We start from the raw sequence: 18,819 nt of genomic DNA on the forward strand, positions 1-18,819 counted from the left end.
AACAAAATGAAATCAAAGCATGCTTACGATCATGTTTTAAAATTGTAATAGAGTTTTATTCCACTCTATTACACGTGGGTTCATTCTTTGTTGGTAAATTCTTTAATGCATACAATCTAAGCTTATTGCTAGCATTTGCATTATTCATCAAGCGTTGGAATAAGCTCTTCAAATAAATCATTTAAATTGTCATTTACTTTCAGATGAATCAAGTTCCAATAATGTCCTGAAATGGTTCGATTCACCATTAAAGTATCAGGAGATGGTTTAAATACATCCCAATATTTTAATGATTGTTTTACTAATTTCACACCATCGTGGTGTGCTGTATTTTCAGCAAAATCGTAATTTGTTGTGAGCGGACGTAATAACACTTCTAGCCATTGGTCATACAGTTCAGCAGGAAATTTATTTGTTTCTGCTAGGGCATCCAATGATGCTAAATGCTCTTCAATTGCGGCAATATCATGTCGACGACCTGCACGAACTAATGATTTAAAGCGTTGCACCAGTTCATTTGAAAGTGTTTTAACACCGCCAAAGTCATAAATAATGACACTACCATCTGATTTAAAAGCAAAATTCCCAGGATGAGGGTCGCAATGAAAACGTTTGAGATAGAACATTTGCTGACCCAGTGCTTGAATGAGTCGACGGCCAATTTCATTGCGGGTATTTAAGTCCCAAGTACTCGCGGTTTCAATACTGTCACCTTTTTCTAAACTTAAGGTGAGTACTCGACGGCTTGAATGTTCAGAATAGACTTTAGGAATAATAATTTTTGAGTCTAGAGAGGCATGAAACGTACGGAAAACATCTAAGTTTTGAGCCTCAATTTCATAATTGAGCTCTTCATGTAAGCTGTCTTGAATCTCTTTAAACAAACGGTCTTGAAGCTTTTTATCTACTTTCAACACACCCATTAAACGTAGTGCTAAACGCACTTGTTTTAAGTCACTTTCGCAGGCTGTATCGACGCCAGGATATTGCACTTTGACCACAACTTCCTGACCATTTTTGAGCATGGCTTTATGCACTTGACCAATAGAGGCAGCAGCAAATGGAGCTTCATCAAATTGTTTAAAAGATTGATCGAGTGGTTTACCCAGTTCTTTTTCAACTTGTTGCTTGATTTGGGCAAAAGGCATTGGAGGTGCTTGTCGTTGTAGCTTTGCAATGGCTTTAGCAACTTCAGGGGGAAAGATATCTTTATACTGTGAGGCAATTTGACCGACTTTCATGACGGCGCCTTTCATCTCGCCTAAAGTATCTGCAATTTGTAAACCGATGTCTTGAAAGAGCTGACTTCGAGATTCATTTTTTTTGTCTTCGTCAGCATTAAAATTACGGATAGAGTTAGATACTGTTTTGGTCGCGATGCTAGCAGTCATACCTGCGAGTTTCATAAAACGACGCCCAGGAGAGCTCGCATTTTTAGCCATTCGGAATTGTCCTCAAACTTGATCAAGTTTTTCTATTTCGATCATAGGCGACAAATATCAGAATGCCTACTTTAAATTGTTAAGCTTTTGTTTCTATATGAGTATTCTAGGCATTTATGCGAAGTTTATGAGAAATTAAACCACGTTGTGATCATCACAAAGTGGTTTGTATGATTTATGAGTTTAGAGGAGTGTTAAATTTCAGGGCTAACTTTTTGTTATTGCTATATAAACGTAAGATTAATAGTAGACATGCCACGCCTAAACCTACAATTAAGCCAACCCAGATACCCGCAGCGCCCATCTCTGTGTAGCGACTTAAATAGACACCAACTGGGAAAGCAATCACCCAATACGCCAGCATGGTAATCCACATAGGTCCTTTAGTATCTTGCATGCCACGTAAACAACCTGCTGCACTGATTTGCCAAGCATCCATCAGCTGATAGGCTAATGCAAATAGCATTAAGTACATAGCAAAACCTGCCACCTCAGGGTCGGACGTATAAATGGCTGCGATTTCAGGGCGGAAAAACCAAATAAATGCCATGGTCATAAGTGCAAAAACACTCCCTGTTGCAAAACCAATTTTCTGAATTTTACGCATAGATTCAAGATTTTTAGCACCAAAATAAATGCCTGTTCGAATGGTCAGGGCAATGGCCAATGACATTGGAATCATAAACAGTTGTGAAGTGACTGAGATGGCAATTTGATGTGCTGCAATAATCGTTTCACCTAAAGGGCTAATGACGATCGCTGCGGTACTGAAAATACTGACTTCAAAAAATATAGCTAAGCCAATCGGAAGCCCCAGTTTTAAAATACGCTTCACCCAATACGGATTCATTTTTTCCCAAGATTTAAACACTTGAGTCTTAGCATATGAAGGGCTTTTAAAAATATACAGCGCTAAAATAGCAAACATGAGCCACTGTAAAATAGCTGTTGCAAAGCCGCAACCGGCACTACCTAATTCAGGAATAGGCCCCAGACCATACATAAAAATAAAGTTCAGTGGAATCAGGGCAACTAAAGCAGCTAAGCTGATGACTGTCACAGGACGTGGATATCCCAAAGCTTCTGAATAACCACGTAAAGCTGCATACATGGTCACCGCAGGCATACCAAAACCAATCGAATGCAAGAAAAGACTGGCTTTCGGAAGTAATGTATCTGGAACACCTAGAAGCGGAAGTAACAAAGGCGTAAATTGTAAAATTAATCCTGCAATCACCCCTAAAATGAAAGCGATCCATAATGATTGACGGGCAATGGTGGCGATTTTTTCAGGAGATTTTTCACCATTGGCTTCAGCGACTAAAGGTGTTGTTGCAATCATAATACCGCTAAACAGGAGCATGATCGGCATCCATAAACCAACCCCCACGGCAACAGCTGCCAGATCTGTAGGGGATAAATGCCCAGCCATAATGGTGTCAATAAGACCTAATCCCGCCTGAGAAAACTGCGTAATTAAAATGGGGATCATTAAATGAAACAGATGTTTTAGTTCGAAACGGGTGCTTTGGACGACGGTGGACACGTACATTACTCGTAATTAAAAATGGAGATAAGTTAAAAATGCAGAAAAATAAAAATGGATGTTTAACGTTGTAAAGTTAACATGACCCCAATAAAGATAATGACTGCCCCAGAAACACGTTGCCAATTGACGGGTGTTTTTTCGACACCAAGCCAACCAAACTGATCTAAAATCATGGACATCACAATTTGACCAAAAATAACCAAGCCTGAAAAAGTCAGAAAACCAAGTTTAGGCGCAGTTAAGATACTGATACTAATGGCATAAACACCCAAGCAACCGCCAATCCATAAATACCAAGGCATGTGACTCAATGTTTCAAAGCTCGGTTTTGGGACATCTTGAAAAGTCACCAATAAGGCAAGCAGTATTGTACCAACGATAAAGGATAAAAGCCCAGCTTGAAGAGGGGAATATAAAATTTCACGCAATTGGCTATTAATCGCCGTTTGAACAGTCAGTGCGATACCAATACCAAAAGCAAGTGGCATAAGAAATAGTAATTGACTTGATATTTTAATCATATTCACATCGATCATCTTGTTTGCTTTTTAGTCTAATGTATATTCTTTCGATATACTTCATCAATTCTAGATAAAAATAAGAACCATACAGACGAAAAATCAGTAGATGTACATTGCATCAAAGCATGATCACATTAAGACCTTTGTGTTGAGTCATGTTAAAATGAGCCTTTGAAGTTTTGAGCTTGTTCCTTGTCCAATTTAAATCCAGCTAATGTTCCTTTATCTTTATATATTCATATGCCTTGGTGTGTGAAAAAGTGTCCCTATTGTGATTTTAATTCACATGCTGTTCCCAATGGTGCACTCAGTTCAGATTTAGAGCAAGAATATTTAAAAGCACTGGTTGAGGACTTTAAAACACAGATTGATTTTGCCCAAGGTCGTGCCATTCATAGTGTTTTTATTGGTGGAGGAACACCATCGCTTATTTCTGCAAAAGGTTATGTTTGGTTGTTTGATCAGCTCAAACAATACATTCCTTTTCAGCAAGCCTGTGAAATCACCTTAGAAGCCAATCCAGGCACTGTTGAACATGACCCATTTGCAGGCTATTTGGTAGCAGGAATCAATCGGTTATCTATTGGTGTACAAAGTTTCAATACTGAGCATTTAAAGCGTTTGGGGCGGATTCACAATAATGATGATGCACTTCAAGCCATTCGATTAGCCAAAGATGCAGGTTTTGAACGCATCAATGTAGATTTGATGCATGGTTTGCCTGGACAAAGTTTAGAGCAAGCCTTGAATGATTTAAAACTTGCGGTAGAACATGGCGCAACGCATATTTCATGGTATCAACTGACCATCGAGCCTAATACTGTGTTTTTTAGAACACAACCGATTTTACCGACAGATGATGTTCTAGAAGAGATTCAAGAACAGGGTGAGGCTTACTTAAAAGCCAGTGGTTTTATCAATTATGAAGTGTCCGCATGGCGCAAAGAAAAGCCATCGGCACACAATTTAAATTATTGGCAATTTGGTGATTACTTGGCGATTGGTGCAGGAGCACATGGCAAAATCACCAAACCTGACGGGGTTTATCGTTTTCAAAAAACGCGATTACCGAAAGATTATTTAGCCCATGTACCTGCTGAGCATCTACAGTTTAAAAAGATTGAAAATGCAGATATGCCATTTGAATTTATGATGAATGCACTGCGATTAAATGATGGTGTAAATGCCCAGCTTTATCCAGAGCGTACAGGTTTAAGTCTAGATAGTTTAGAGCCTGTTTGGACTTCGCTTCGTGAACGAAAATTAATGATCAATGATGTGCAATCTCTCGCATGTACTGAACAAGGGCATATTTTCTTAAATTCGGTGTTGGAAAAATTTATTAGATGAACTTCATTAAATTATTTTTAAATGTTTGAAATATATGTGTTTTTTAATGTTATAATTCATGTAAGTATTTTCATGACTTTTTAAACGATTCATATGTTGCTTTTTTTTAAAAATAATAAAGTGGTTGAAGTTATATGTGTTGTGTTGCTCGCTATATTATCCTCAGCACTATTGCTCAATGGGATTAATCAGTATGCACCACCTATAGATATTATCATTTTTGCATTGATTATTTTAGTGTTAATGGGTTCAGAAATAGCTTATAGATATTTTGTTTTTCCCATACTTTTTTTGACGCTTTTATATGTTCCGATCGGGATGTCATATGGTGTCCCAAATTTTCAAAATATTGTTTCATTGTATGCAACAAATTTTTCGGAAGCGAAAGAATTTTTATTTCTAATTCCTCTACATAATTATCTTTATGCATTATTTTTATTCATTTCTTTTTTTATCACAAAATTAATCGTGACAAAAAAGGAAATAATGTTTTATAAAAATAAATTTTTTATCATCATTTTATTTATTTTATTTTGTTCAAAGACGGAAATTTTTGAATTTTACTTAGATTGTTATGATAGCGTACATTTGGTAAGTAAAGAGATAAAAGAACTCCAAAAGGTTTCCGCTAATGATACTTGGACAGTTGATAGTTTTACGCCAAAATACAAAAATCATATTTTAATTATTGGGGAAAGTGCTCGTAGGGATTTCTTTAATGCTTATGGTTATCCAGTTCAAAACACAACATTTTTATCAAATTCTGCAGGTGTTTTGGTTGATGGTTTAAGTTCGGGAGATAGGTATACGATTGGCTCATTAAGGTTAATGCTTACAAATCCAGATGTTTTGAATAGAGAAGCAGACTACTCAAAAACCTTTATTCAATTGGCGAACAAAGCTGGATATAAAACGTACTGGTTTTCGAATCAAGGACAATTTGGTAAACATGATACTCCGATTACAGCTATTGCAAATCAGTCAATCAATAAAACGTTTTTAAAGTTTAACGATTATAATTCACAAAATATACAAGATACACAATTACTAACTCATTTAGAAAAAGCATTAGATGACAAAATAAATGAACCGAAATTAGTTGTCTTACATACGATGGGATCGCATACAAATGCATGTGATCGTTTGAATTATGAATCTCAGATATATCTAGCTAAAGATAAACGCTATGAATATCTAGCTTGTTATATAAGTTCAATACATCAGACAGATGATTTTATAAAAAGTACTTATGAAATTTTAAGCGATAAATTTAAAAAGAATGGCGAGACATTTTCTATAATTTATTTTTCTGATCATGGTCTAAATCAACATTTTGATGGAAATAAGTTAAAAATTGATAATGCAGGAGAGTCAAAGCGCCATTATCAGATACCTCTATTTAAAGTTTCCAGTGATGATGAAATTAGAAAAGTTTTGAAATCAGAAAAATCAGGGCTCAATTTCACAAGAGGCATAGCACATTGGTTGGGTATACAGAGTGCTCAATTTGAACAGTATGATCTATTTGATGGAATTTCAGACAAAAATGATTATGGACTTAAAAGGATAATTGAAGTAAATCCTGCTAAAGATGATCCTGCAACGGTTGCAGATTTTTATCTTGGAACTAAAGAAGAGCGTTAGTCTGCTCTTCTTTAGTTCCATTAAAGTAAATAAAAATTAATCAACTTTCAGGCGTACGCACCACACTTAAGAAATGTAAATGACGTTCATATTGATCAATAATATCCTGAATGAGATCTTCACGTGTCCAATCCATGACATCATAGCCTTGACCGCCTTCTCTCAAAAACACTTCCGCTTGAAAAGATGCGGCATCATCTTGATCAACTTCAGCCATAAAACTCGGTGCTAAGTTTTCTCTGGCAATCACCTGATAAATAAAATTGATTTCATCGTGATGATCGACACGAAGTTCGAGGCCATCATCAACGTCATAAATTTCAACGTGGATATGACGGCGTTTCAATTCCTTTTGAATGCTGTGAAAAGCATCTCTAACATCCTGAGCGATAAACTGTTTCACTTCATCCAACCCATGAGGATAATGCATGATCAATCCTAAACGCTGTTGCCAACTTCTCGGATTTTGAATTGCTCTAGGGGTAATCCGTGCAATTTGCAGTGCATGCATTTTAGTGACATCTAACCGCAATGCTTTCATTAAGCTCCAACAAATGAAAAGCAAAATAACGGTGAAGGGAAGTGCACTGATCATGGTTGCAGATTGTAAAGCGCTTAGCCCCCCCATCACCAATAAGATAATCGCAAGTACAGCCATCAACACTGTCCAAAACAGGCGTTGCCATACAGGCGATTGATCTGATTTTGCAGTGAGATAGTCTGTCACTAATGCTCCAGAATCGGCTGAAGTCACAAAAAACAGCATAATCAAGAATGTCGCTAAAAAGCTCATCGTGGTTGAAAAAGGTAGGCTTTTTAAATACTCAAATAGCGCAACAGACGAATCTTGTTGTACCGCTTGAATGAGTGCAGTGTTGTTTTCTTGAAGAATACTGAACAGTGCAGCATTGCCCATAAAGCCCATCCAAATCAGGGTAAAGCCAGAAGGAATGAGCAGTACACCAATAATAAATTCACGGATACTTCGGCCTTCAGAAACACGGGCAATAAACATACCGACAAATGGTGACCATGAGATCCACCAAGCCCAATACATAATGGTCCATCCTCCGATCCAACCATTGGGCTGATAAGCATATAAATTAAAAGTCATGCTAAACAGATTGGAAATATACTGACCTGCATTTTGAATGGTGGTTTGAAGCAAGTAGATGCTTGAACTGGTAAAGAAAACAAACAGTAACAGGATTAAAGCCAGCACCAAGTTAATTTCAGAAAGTCGTTTAATTCCTTTATCTAATCCAAAAAAGACCGATAATGACGCCATTAAACTAACCACAATAATTAAAACAATTTGAACTGTAGATGACTGTTCAATACCAAATAAATAATTGAGACCTGAATTGATTTGGGTCACACCAAAACCAAGTGTCGTCGCAACACCAAATACAGTCCCGATGGTGGCAAAGGTATCGACGGCATCACCAATAGGACCATAGATTTTTTGACCAATCAAAGGGTATAAAGCTGAACGAATTTTTAAGGGTAATTGATGTCGATAGGCAAAATAAGCCAAGGCTAATCCGACAATGCTATAAATCGCCCAAGCATGGAAACCCCAATGGAAAAAGGTCACACGCATGGCTTGCTGGGCAGCTTCAATGGTCTTGGCTTCACCGCTTGGCGGAGATAGATAATGCATCACAGGCTCTGCGACACCAAAGAAAATTAAGCCAATACCCATACCTGCTGTAAAGAGCATGGCAAACCATGATGCATTGCTGTAAGTCGGTTGGCTATGGTCAGGTCCTAATTTGATTTTGCCCATATCTGAGATTGCAATGTAGATGAGTAAAATCAAAAACACAGCAACCGATAAGACATAGAACCAACTGAAGGAATCGGTTACCCATTGGTTCAGTTGCTTGGTGAGTAGGTCAAATGAGTTTGGGGCAAAGATGACCAAAGCTAAAAATAAGACAATAAAAATGACTGTACTTAAAAAAACATTGGGATTCACATTGGAATACCAAGACGTGTTTTTTGAAGGCATAAATCCCCCATATAATTTTTAATCTATGATTGTGATCATGAAATTAACATTTCAGATCAAAAGAAATATTTGCAAATGCAAATAAAAGAAGTGATGAATTCAAGTCAATTTGAATTTATATGTTATGATAATTTATGCTTAAAAAGAAAGCAGTTAACTTAATGTAACCTTTTACATTCAGCTCACTTCATCAGTAAAGTGCTTTAAATTTTGAAATTTTAAAGCCTGTTGAAACATCAGCTATGCGTTATATAATTTTGGCTAAAACAACATAAATAAGCCAGGCATTGATGATAATGATTATTTCCTTGTTGAGATCTATTGTTGAAAAAATAAAAAAGAGCGCAATTGCGCTCTTTAAATTGGATCATTGGCCTAGTGGTGTTGACCAATAAATCTATGTTTCGGGTTATGGTCTTGATGGCTATTTTTCTTAAAAAAGCCATTATGATTTTGGCTGTGATTTAATTTCGGATGGTTTGGTTTATGCTTGCGGTCATAAAATGAATGTGCTTGTCGATGATCATTTTTATAATGCGTTTGATGATGAGACACAGATTTTTTATCCATTTGATGTTGAGCATGTCTATCATGAGCAAATGATGGTGCTGCCATCGTCGTCATTGCACAAGTTGAAGCGATAATACCAACCAGTAAACCTGAAATTAATTTTTTCATTGTGATGTACTCATGTATTCAATGGGTTGATCTTAGGCTTAGCTTGTGGAGAATGTATGGAGCTATAGATTGTGCTTTTGTAAAGATTAAATTTTAGCCTTATTTTTACCTAAGTATTTAATAATTAAAAATATATAAAATATTTTTGTTTAAAATAAATCCATTTCGATGTTTTATTATTCAATTAAAATTCTTAATTTCTTCATATTGTTGACTCATTTTTGGACAACAAAAATCAGGGAACGATCTGACTTCTCAATTGCTGAAAAAATCATTAACTCATTGTCATTATGATACCGAACCCAAGATATAAAAGACAAAGCCAGAACAATGAAAAGTTTAGGCTTAAACCTTGCTGACGTTTTTGCATGCGAAATTCAGTATCCTTTTTGGGAGCAAGATAAGCCAAAAAACCAGCGAAAAGACTAATCACGACAAAGATCGACGCCAATACAAATAATAATTCAAAAAAGGGTATACCTTCACATCTGTGACCATATGTACACGGTTTAGTGGCTTGATAAAATAAAAAGATCAAACATATGCCGATGATGATGTAGCTCGTGAGCCCGATATAAGTCGAAACGATTCCAAGTACAGAAGTGTCTTGCATAGGTTCCGATGTTTCATTTTTTTGATGATCATTATTGTGCATTTGAATTTTTCGTATTCATTTTTTTAGTAGTTTATGCATTGTATGATTGAAAAGTCTTGTAGCAAAGATAAAAAAAGAGCACCTGAGTGCTCTTTTTTAATTGGCTGAAATATTAATAGTCAAAACTAAAATGTTCAGCAGCAAGTGAAGTCATGGTTTTCGATGGATTGACCATGGCTTCAGCATGACCTTGTGAGCGAGGAAGTAAGCGCTCAAAATAGAAATCTGCCAATTTGATTTTCGCTTTGTAGAACTCAGGCGTTTCCTGACCTTCGCCAGAAGCTAATTTTGCAGAAGCGACAGCGGCTTGTTGTGCCCAGTAATATGCCATCATTGCATAACCAGAGAACATCAAATAATCAACTGATGCACTGGAAACAATATCGCGATCCTTACGAGCAGCAAGCATGATGCGGACTGTTAGAGCATTCCATTGTGCGCAGACTTTGGTTAAGTCCCAAGCAAAACGACGCATGTATTTATTACGTGCATGAGTACCACAGAATTTTAAAATTTCAGCAGTGTAATCACGAACCACTTTGCCTTTTGAAGTCAACAACACTTTACGACCAATCAAATCGAGTGCTTGAACGCCCGTTGTACCTTCGTATAAGGTTGAAATACGAGCGTCACGGACAATTTGTTCCATGCCATGTTCTTTAATATAGCCATGACCACCAAACACTTGCATACCGTGATTCGCAGCTTCTAGACCTAACTCAGTTAAGAAACCTTTTAAAATAGGTGTGTAGAAACCGAGTTTATCATCGTATTCATCAAATTTTGCTTGGTCGCCCTGTGCGAGTGCATCAGTCATTTTATCTGCCAATTGTGCAGCATGATAAATCATCGCACGACCACCTTCAGCAATGGCTTTTTGTGTTAACAACATGCGACGTACGTCAGCATGGTGAATAATCGCATCAGCGACTTTTTCTGGGTCTTTTTTACCAGAAAGTGCACGCATGGACATACGTTCTTTGGCATAAGGCAGTGCACCTTGGAAAGCAAGTTCAGCATGTGCAACACCTTGTACAGCTGTACCAATACGTGCTGTATTCATAAAGGTAAACATGGCATGCAAACCTTTATTTCGCTCCCCAATCAAATATCCAGTGGCTTCATCAAAGTTAAGCACAGCTGTCGCAGAAGCTCGAATCCCCATTTTGTGTTCAATTGAACCACAAGTCACAGGGTTGCGTTCACCCACACCACCATCTGTAGTTGGAATAAACTTAGGCACGATAAATAACGAGATACCTTTAGTCCCTGGGGGTGCATCTGGAAGGCGTGCAAGTACAATATGAATAATATTTTCAGTCAGGTCATGTTCACCTGCTGAAATAAAGATTTTTGTCCCTGTTATTTTATACGTGCCATCTGCAGCAGGTTCAGCTTTGGTTTTCACTTGACCTAAGTCAGTACCACACTGAGGTTCTGTCAAACACATGGTGCCTGACCAAGTACCTGCAGTTAAATGTGGCATATAAGTATTTTTTTGTTCTTCAGTACCAAACTGCATGATGGTATTCATACAGCCCATACTTAAACCTGGATACATGGTAAATGACCAGTTCGCTGTACCCATCATTTCAGATTTAACCAAGTTTAAAGACATTGGCAAACCTTGACCGCCAAATTCTTCTGGGTAAGACAGACCTTGCCATCCACCTTGAACAAATTGATCGTATGCTTCTTTGAATCCTTTTGGTGTTGTGACTTCACCATCTTTAAAATGACAGCCTTCCTCATCACCAGACAGGTTTAAAGGTGATAATACATTTTCACAAAAATCTGCTGCACCTTCGATAATCATATCTACAGTGTCAGGATCTGCTGCTTCACCATTACTTAATGTTTTGAAATGTGCTGGGTAATCAAAAACTTCATTCATTAAAAAACGGATATCACGAATGGGCGCTTTATATGCAGGCATTGACGTATTCCTAATCTAATCTATTTATATTTTGGTCTATAACTCTGATTATTCATTTTTATTGGATAAAAAACATTGATAACACAAGCTAAAAAAAATGTCAGAAATGCGAATAGGTTTACTAAAATCTCATTTTAAATATGGGAAATAATGATTGTCAAAATGACAATTAAAAAAATCCTGATTTAGGTCCTATGCTCAATTATTTCAAACATTTATTCTAGGTCTGTGTTTTGTTGAATTTTACTTTTTTTGAAGCTTTTTTTCTGTTTTGTTTTTGTCTAAAAAGTCAGTGAATGTTAAATCAATATAACAAAAAATAATATTTTTAAGTCTTTTAAATTCATTGAATAGTTGTCTTTCTCAAGCATGAACAGTAGTAATATTTTACTCATGAAAAAGAGCTGTCGAGTCATTAAGCTGACGCGGGTATGTAAAAAATCATTTTAAATACCCTGTACATCATATGAAATTAAATAAAATCTTTTAATGCGGGTTTAATGCCATTCCAAATTGAAAAAGCTTCAATTGCCTGCCCAACCAGCATGCCATAGCCTTCTGCATAAGGAACACCACGCTGTTTGGCCTGATCGATAAAAGAAGAAGGTTTACCATATGCCATTTCATAGGCGTATTTAAATTGTAGTGCGTCAGGTAGTGTGAGTGTATCACCAGTTAAACTGGCAGATGTGGCATTGATGACCAAGTCAAATTGACCTTGCAGTTGATCTAAACCACATGCAAGGAGAGTCGTTGTGGGAACAGCACTTTGAAGGTCATTCACCAGTTGTTCAGCACGGGAAAGGGTACGATTGGCAATCACAATCTTTTTTGCACCCGCTTGAACCAGTGGATAAATCACCCCACGTGTTGCACCACCTGCACCTAAAATTAAAATCGATGATTCGTCTAATGACCAATCCAGTGCATGAATGGCATCTACTAAACCCTGACCATCAGTATTATCGCCATGTAGTTTGCCATCTTTCTTCCACAGGGTGTTGACTGCTTTTGCAATTTTGGCACGTGCTGTCAATTCATCACATAGGTTAAAAGCACGCTCCTTAAAAGGTACTGTGACATTCATGCCAGCGCCGTTATTTTGGAAAAATTCTTGAACGCTGTTTTCAAACTCATTGAGCTCAGCAAAGCGTTTGACATAATTTAAATCAATTCCAGTTTTCTTGGCGAAAGCATGATGAAGCTCGGGAGAGCGTGATTGTTCAATCGGATTACCAATGACTGCGAATTGTTTGGTCATGTCATATTTCCATATACTGAAACCTTAAAGGCTTAACAATATACTTGAATTTACGCATTCAATTAAGCTGTATTTAGAGGTTTGATAATCAATAAGCACTTCAATTGGTACACTAAGGATATGCAAAAAAAAGAACCATCACTTTATAAGACGGTTTTAGAGAGATATAAAGCAGGGTATTTAATTGAAAAAATTTTATAAAAATAACTGAATCAGTACAGCATTTTATCGGCAAAAAAAAGCAACTTTATCTATGTGAATAAATCGGTTGATCAGTGTTAAGGCTTTAAATCATTGTTCTATAGATAGAGTCGAATTATGGATTACAGATTGAATGAATGGTATCAAGAACAATAAAGGGAATAATAGCTAAAATACCGAATGAAAGCACAGTTGCAACTGAGATTGAAATACCATCAGAAACTGCATTTGAAGATGCAATAGCAACGATAATGGCTGTAATGACCAACATCAGCATACCGAAAGAAATTTTAATTTTGTGATTCATTAATTGAGAAAGCATGTTCGGACTCCAAAATTTTTGAATGAAAATTAATCTTATACGACTTAGAAATACTGAGATGTTTTAATGTGTCACAGCATGTTTTAATTTAAATCAAATTAAGCTTAGATTTTAGACTGTATATGGATTAATTTGAAGTGTGAAAATTAAAATATAATAATGATTTGTAAATAATTTTTTCATTTTTTATGAATCTAATTGTATAAATTAAGTGTAAATAAACAACAAACATAGATTACACAGATTAAAAAAGCTATCGTGTAGATAGCTTTTTTAATTGCAATGAAAAGTTTCAAACTATTGAGATTGAAGTTCAGTTAACCAGTCTTGTGGTTTTAAATAGAAATCACTCAAACGTTTTTCAGCAGAATCTTGATCCCATTCTGGACGGTATGACCATCCTGCTAAATTTGGCAGGCTCACTAAAATAGATTCAATACGTCCACCTGTTTGTAGACCAAACAAGGTACCACGGTCATAGACCAAGTTGTATTCAACATAGCGGCCACGACGATAGATCTGGAAATCACGCTGCGCTTCAGTATAAGGCTTATCCTGATTACGTTGGAAAATAGGAAGGATTGCCTCTAAGTATCCATTTCCGACAGCTTGAATATACTTAAAGCATGTTTCGAAATCCCATTGATTCAAATCATCAAAAAACAGACCGCCTACACCACGTTGTTCATCTCGATGTTTTAAATAGAAATAGTCATCACACCATTTTTTATGTCCTGCATAAACATTTTCACCAAACGGCGCACATAAATCATGCGCTTTTTGATGCCAAGCTAAAACATCTTCATCATTTGGGTAGAAAGGGGTTAAGTCAAAACCACCACCAAACCACCAAATTGGATCTTGTCCTTCTTTTTCAGCCACGAACAAACGAACATTGGCATGTGATGTTGGCACATTTGGATTTTTCGGGTGAATGACGAGTGATACACCCAAAGCCTGTGCTTTGGCACCCGCAATCTGAGGGTGTCGTTCTGTTGCTGAAGCAGGCAGTTTTGAAATATTGATGTGAGAGAACATCACACCACCTTTTTCAATCACCGTACCATTTTGCAAAACGCGAGAACGGCCACCGCCACCTTCTGGACGTTCCCATTCATCAATAATAAATTCTGCTGTTCCACCACCTGCACGCTCTTGCTGCTCTAAACCAGCACAAATGCGCGCTTGTAAATCGAGGAGAAATTCACGTACACGTTGAATATCAGCTGAAGTCGGATTCTGCATGATGACCCTCACTAGGAAGAATAAAATTTAAAAACTAAATACATCAAAACATAAAACCATAAAAAAATTAAGGGATTTTTATGGCTTTATGATAGAAATGACTGGCTCGTCTAAGAAATTGACCTTAAAGGATTAAAAATCGGTTTTCTCATACATATGAGACATACGATCATGTTTGGTTTTTAAATATTCTTCGTTAAACGGATTTAAGCCCACAGTAAGTGGAATGCGATCCACAACATTGATGCCCAAATCCGTGAGTGCTTTTATTTTAAGGGGATTATTGGTAATCAGTTTCACTTGGTCGATTTTCAAGTGATTCAGCATGATATTACACATATCATAACGACGAGCATCTGCAGGAAGATTTAACATGAGATTTGCATCGACGGTGTCATGACCTTGGTCTTGTAAGGCATAAGCGCGGATTTTATTGGTTAAACCTATACCGCGACCTTCTTGACGTAAATAAAGGATAACGCCTTGACCTACATCATTAATGAGTTTTTGAGTCGCTTGTAGTTGAGGGCCACAATCACATTTCAATGAGGCAAAAGCATCACCCGTTAAACATTCGGAATGAATACGAACTAAAACAGGGCCTTGTGGTGGCGTGTCCAGACCCTTAGAAAGCGCAACATGTTCCTCGCCAGTTTCAGGATCTTGAAAAACTGAGATTTTGAAATCACCAAAAGCGGTCGGTAATTTTGAGGTGGCGACAAATTCTATAGGCACAGATACTTCCATTACATGTTCATAAATTAGCTAAAGTATAGCTGAATGATCAGAAATTGGATGTATATCGTTATGCAATTTTCGATAGAAGATTTTCTTTTTTGTACAAAGGGTACGATAATAGTTGATAAGTACTAGTGTAATTCAGGATAATCTACCTATTAAACAGCGACCGATTAAGCACGTGCTTAATAATGCACCAATATAAATGTGGATGATTGACGGTGATATTTTTCGATTCAGCTTGATATGGACGAATCGAGTTAACCCATTTTACCTAGCTTAGGATTTGCCAGGCTTTAGAAGGCATTGCCACATATGTTGTATACTGAAATACCTAGTCAGCGCCCTGTTACGCCATTATTGGATAAAATCGACCATCCAATACAACTGCGTCAGCTTGCGAAAAACCAATTGGTTCAAGTCGCAGATGAGTTGCGCCAATTCATTTTGTACGCTGCAGGTCAAAGTGGCGGGCATTTTGGTGCAAACTTAGGCGTGATCGAGTTAACAGTTGCATTGCACTATTGCTTCAATACGCCTTCAGATCGTTTGGTTTGGGATGTTGGTCATCAAGCCTATCCTCATAAGGCACTGACAGGTCGCCGTGAACAGTTAACCACGATTCGTGCAAAAAATGGTTTAGCTGCTTTCCCAGCTCGTGAAGAATCAGAATTTGACACCTTTGGTGTCGGCCATTCATCTACTGCAATTTCAGCTGCTTTAGGTATGTCACTGGCACGTCGTTATCAAAAAGATCCGTGTGAAGTTGTGGCTATTATTGGTGATGGCGCAATGACAGCGGGTATGGCTTTTGAAGCCATGAATGATGCGGTTGCTCACAATGCAGATTTAATTGTTGTTTTAAATGACAATGATATGTCTATTTCGTGTAGCACGGGCGGTTTTGCTAAACATCTGGCTGCCATTTGGGAAAAAGGTCAGTCTGTCCATTTGCATGAAGATGGTACAGCATATATCCAAGATTATCCTGAGTGGGATTACAACTCACGCTTGCATTGTTCAGCTACTGATGCTGCAGACAATTTATTCAAAGCGATTGGTTTTGACTATTTCGGACCATTTGATGGTCATGATGTTGACCATCTGGTGCAAGTCTTTGAAGCGCTTAAAAAACGTAAAGGACCAAGACTGGTTCATGTCTACACCAAAAAAGGCAAGGGCTTTGAACCTGCTGAAGCAGATCAGATCAAATACCATGCCATTGGCAAACTGAATGCTCAGGCTTCAACTCACACTGCACCTAAATACTCAGATGTCTTTGGTCAATGGCTTTGTGATGAAGCTGCACAAGACCAACGGTTACTCGCAATTACACCCGCTATGTGCGAAGGCTCTGGCATGGTTCAGTTTGCGAAACAATATCCTGAGCGCTTCTTCGATGTTGCCATTGCGGAACAGCATGCAGTGACTTTGGCTGCTGGTATGGCATGCGAAGGTTTAAAACCTGTGGTCGCGATTTATTCCACCTTCTTACAACGGGGGTATGATCAGTTTGTACATGACGTTGCATTGCAAAATTTGGATGTGACTTTTGGTATTGATCGTGCAGGTTTAGTGGGTGAAGATGGTCCAACGCATGCTGGGGCGTATGATTATGCCTTTATGCGTACTGTACCAAATATTGTGATCATGGCGCCGAAAGACGAAAATGAATGTCGCCAAATGTTGCATACCGCTTATCAATATCCAGGACCAGCAGCTGTGCGTTATCCACGTGGCCAAGGTTTAGGTGTTGACATTCAAACCCAATTTACAGAAATGGAAATTGGCAAAGCTGAAGTTGTGGCTGAGTTTAATACACAGCATGAAGATGGGATCACTATTTTAGCTTTTGGTAGCAGAGTCTCTGTTGCAGTTGAAGCGGCTCAAAATTTATCTGTAGAGCATGACATCACTGTTCGTGTTATCAATATGCGCTTTGTGAAACCGCTAGATGAACAAATCATTCAACGCTTTGTTGATGTTACTCAAATGTTTGTGACCGTTGAAGAGCATGCAGTGATGGCAGGGGCAGGTAGCGCGGTGAACGAATATTTGGCGAAGGCGCAATTGGTTAAACCAATTCTAAACTTAGGTTTGCCAGATCAATTCTTGGCTCAAGCTACCCATGCTGAAATGCTTAGAGATTGTGGTCTAGATGCCAAAGGTATTGAAAAATCAATAAAACAAGCTTGGTTGAATGTTGTTCAATTGGTTTAATTTAATCGCAATAAAATTTTAGAAACATTTTTCCCCCAAAAGCGTCCACATTTGTTAGAATGCGGGCGCTTTTATGCATTATTCTTTATCAGTATCTTCAAATTTGTAGTGGGTGTTCAATGGAACCTATGGTGGTGATGGCTGCGCGTGCGGCTCAAACAGTTGGTCAAGAGCTTTTAAAAGCGCATCAAAATCGTCATAAACTTGATCTGCAAGTTGAAGAAAAAGGCATTGATGGTCCGGTAACGCGTGTAGACCGTTACTTAGAAGAGTTGACCATCGAAACACTACGTAAAAGCTATAAAAATCACAGCTTCCATGGTGAAGAGTTTGGTTTACAGGAAGGTAATGGTCACGATGCAGATTGGTGCTGGGTGATTGATCCTTTAGATGGAACTTTAAACTTCATTAATGGCTTCCCTCATTTCTGTATCTCAATTGCAGTTCAACATAAAGGTGTAACTCAACACGGTGTCATTTATGATCCTGTGAAAGATGAGTTGTTCTCTGCAAGCCGTGGCCGCGGTGCAATGATGAATCAACGCCGTATTCGTGTAAATGTGAAAGACAGTTTAGAAAATACATTCTTATCTGTAGGTCACGCATACCGTAAAAAACGCAATGGCGAAGTGATTTCTTATGCAAAAAATCATTTTGAGTCATTACTTGCAGTCACAGAGCAAGGCGCACAATATCGCCGTTCAGGTTCTGCTGCACTAGACTTGGCTTATGTTGCTGCTGGTCGTTTCGATGGTTACTTCGAACTTGGTTTGAAGCCTTGGGACATCGCTGCGGGTGAGTTGATTGTGAAAGAAGCAGGCGGTACTGTGGTTGATGCACGTGGTGGTTCTGGCTCTATGGAAAATGGTCAAGTATTGGCTTGTTCTATGAAAATGCTTAAACCATTAATGCAAGCTGTTGTTCCTGCTTGGGGCGACGCTGCTAAATAAGCAGATCAAATTTGTGAAGATAAAAAAGCCCTCCATGTGAGGGTTTTTTTAATGTTTAATCATTTCTTGGAGTCGAAATCATATTTAAGCATA

Annotated in this window: 14 protein-coding genes; 4 read left to right on the forward strand and 10 right to left on the reverse strand. The window is 37.8% G+C overall.

Annotated elements, in window-relative coordinates:
• Positions 1-140 precede the first annotated feature (140 nt).
• From G8E00_RS01900 to G8E00_RS01910, 3 genes are all read right to left on the reverse strand, one after another.
• Positions 141-1,442: an ABC1 kinase family protein gene (locus tag G8E00_RS01900; RefSeq protein WP_166221628.1), complete on the reverse strand. Its 1,302-nt coding sequence runs from the start codon at positions 1,440-1,442 to the stop codon at positions 141-143.
• A gap of 175 nt (positions 1,443-1,617) precedes the next feature.
• Positions 1,618-2,934: an MATE family efflux transporter gene (locus G8E00_RS01905; protein WP_406741459.1), complete on the reverse strand. Its 1,317-nt coding sequence runs from the start codon at positions 2,932-2,934 to the stop codon at positions 1,618-1,620.
• A 116-nt stretch (positions 2,935-3,050) separates the two neighbouring features.
• Positions 3,051-3,512: a DMT family transporter gene (locus G8E00_RS01910; protein WP_166008652.1), complete on the reverse strand. Its 462-nt coding sequence runs from the start codon at positions 3,510-3,512 to the stop codon at positions 3,051-3,053.
• Between the two features lie 192 nt (positions 3,513-3,704).
• On the opposite strand from G8E00_RS01910, the gene hemW reads away from it, so the two are divergent.
• Together hemW and G8E00_RS01920 are read left to right on the forward strand one after the other, a co-directional pair.
• Positions 3,705-4,862 (forward strand): radical SAM family heme chaperone HemW, encoded by a 1,158-nt coding sequence (hemW, locus tag G8E00_RS01915; protein WP_166221632.1) that lies wholly within the window; start codon positions 3,705-3,707, stop codon positions 4,860-4,862.
• Positions 4,863-4,955: 93 nt separating this feature from the next.
• Positions 4,956-6,506 carry a phosphoethanolamine transferase gene (locus tag G8E00_RS01920; protein WP_166221634.1) on the forward strand — a complete coding sequence of 517 codons (1,551 nt, stop codon included), beginning with the start codon at positions 4,956-4,958 and terminating at the stop codon, positions 6,504-6,506.
• A gap of 40 nt (positions 6,507-6,546) precedes the next feature.
• Here the strand turns inward: G8E00_RS01920 and G8E00_RS01925 are convergent, their stop codons facing one another.
• The 7 genes from G8E00_RS01925 to ribA form a co-directional block, all read right to left on the reverse strand.
• Positions 6,547-8,520 carry a BCCT family transporter gene (locus G8E00_RS01925; RefSeq protein ID WP_166221636.1) on the reverse strand — a complete coding sequence of 658 codons (1,974 nt, stop codon included), beginning with the start codon at positions 8,518-8,520 and terminating at the stop codon, positions 6,547-6,549.
• A 375-nt stretch (positions 8,521-8,895) separates the two neighbouring features.
• Positions 8,896-9,198: a hypothetical protein gene (locus tag G8E00_RS01930; protein ID WP_166221638.1), complete on the reverse strand. Its 303-nt coding sequence runs from the start codon at positions 9,196-9,198 to the stop codon at positions 8,896-8,898.
• 767 nt (positions 9,199-9,965) lie between these two features.
• Positions 9,966-11,789 (reverse strand): acyl-CoA dehydrogenase C-terminal domain-containing protein, encoded by a 1,824-nt coding sequence (locus G8E00_RS01935; RefSeq protein WP_166221640.1) that lies wholly within the window; start codon positions 11,787-11,789, stop codon positions 9,966-9,968.
• A gap of 472 nt (positions 11,790-12,261) precedes the next feature.
• Complete coding sequence (aroE, locus tag G8E00_RS01940) at positions 12,262-13,050, reverse strand: shikimate dehydrogenase (RefSeq protein WP_166221642.1); 789 nt, start codon at positions 13,048-13,050, stop codon at positions 12,262-12,264.
• Between the two features lie 316 nt (positions 13,051-13,366).
• Entirely contained in the window at positions 13,367-13,573 is a 207-nt protein-coding gene (locus G8E00_RS01945; RefSeq protein WP_166008646.1) for a hypothetical protein, read from the reverse strand.
• A gap of 297 nt (positions 13,574-13,870) precedes the next feature.
• Positions 13,871-14,818 carry an oxygen-dependent coproporphyrinogen oxidase gene (hemF, locus tag G8E00_RS01950; RefSeq protein WP_166221644.1) on the reverse strand — a complete coding sequence of 316 codons (948 nt, stop codon included), beginning with the start codon at positions 14,816-14,818 and terminating at the stop codon, positions 13,871-13,873.
• Positions 14,819-14,950: 132 nt separating this feature from the next.
• Positions 14,951-15,553, reverse strand: coding sequence for a GTP cyclohydrolase II (gene ribA / locus G8E00_RS01955; RefSeq protein ID WP_166221646.1), 603 nt, complete (start codon positions 15,551-15,553; stop codon positions 14,951-14,953).
• A gap of 318 nt (positions 15,554-15,871) precedes the next feature.
• Between ribA and dxs the strand changes: the two genes are divergently transcribed.
• Positions 15,872-17,776: a 1-deoxy-D-xylulose-5-phosphate synthase gene (gene dxs / locus G8E00_RS01960; protein WP_166221648.1), complete on the forward strand. Its 1,905-nt coding sequence runs from the start codon at positions 15,872-15,874 to the stop codon at positions 17,774-17,776.
• A 119-nt stretch (positions 17,777-17,895) separates the two neighbouring features.
• On the forward strand, positions 17,896-18,726 hold the full coding sequence (locus G8E00_RS01965) for an inositol monophosphatase family protein (RefSeq protein WP_166008643.1): 831 nt from the start codon (positions 17,896-17,898) through the stop codon (positions 18,724-18,726).
• Positions 18,727-18,819 lie beyond the last annotated feature (93 nt).

This window comes from Acinetobacter shaoyimingii (assembly GCF_011578045.1).
Taxonomy (GTDB): domain Bacteria; phylum Pseudomonadota; class Gammaproteobacteria; order Pseudomonadales; family Moraxellaceae; genus Acinetobacter; species Acinetobacter shaoyimingii.